General features: G+C 70.6%; 1 protein-coding gene. It reads left to right on the top strand.

Translation table 11 applies throughout. The features are described from left to right. The coding region (locus AC066S_RS39545; RefSeq protein ID WP_478272020.1) for an MFS transporter at positions 1-432 on the top strand (432 nt) is incomplete at both ends.

Below are 432 nucleotides of genomic sequence, written 5' to 3'. Positions count from 1 at the left end.
GGCCTGAACGCCACGCAGTTCGGCCTGCTCACGGCCATGCCGGTGCTCACGGGCTCGCTCGTGCGCGTGCCGCTCGGCATCTGGACCGACCGCTACGGCGGCCGCATCGTGATGGCCTGCCTGATGGCCGCGACGGTGCCCGCCATCTGGGCGATGGGCTATGCCACCGAGTACTGGCACTTCCTCACGATCGGCCTGTTCGTCGGCCTGGCGGGGGGCTCGTTCTCGGTGGGCACGCCCTACGTGGCGCGCTGGTTCCCCAAGGAGCGCCAGGGCACGGCCATGGGCATCTACGGCGCCGGCAATTCCGGCGCGGCGGTGAACAAGTTCGTGGCGCCCGCCATCCTGGTGGCCTTCGGCTGGGCGGCCGTGCCGCACGCCTATGCGGCCATCATGCTCGGCACGCTGGTGCTGTTCTGGCTGTTCAGCCAC

Source organism: Bradyrhizobium sp. CFUWI (genome assembly GCF_056429085.1).
The sequence above is the reverse complement of the archived record's forward strand: the minus strand, read 5'-3'. Positions and strand labels throughout refer to the sequence as shown.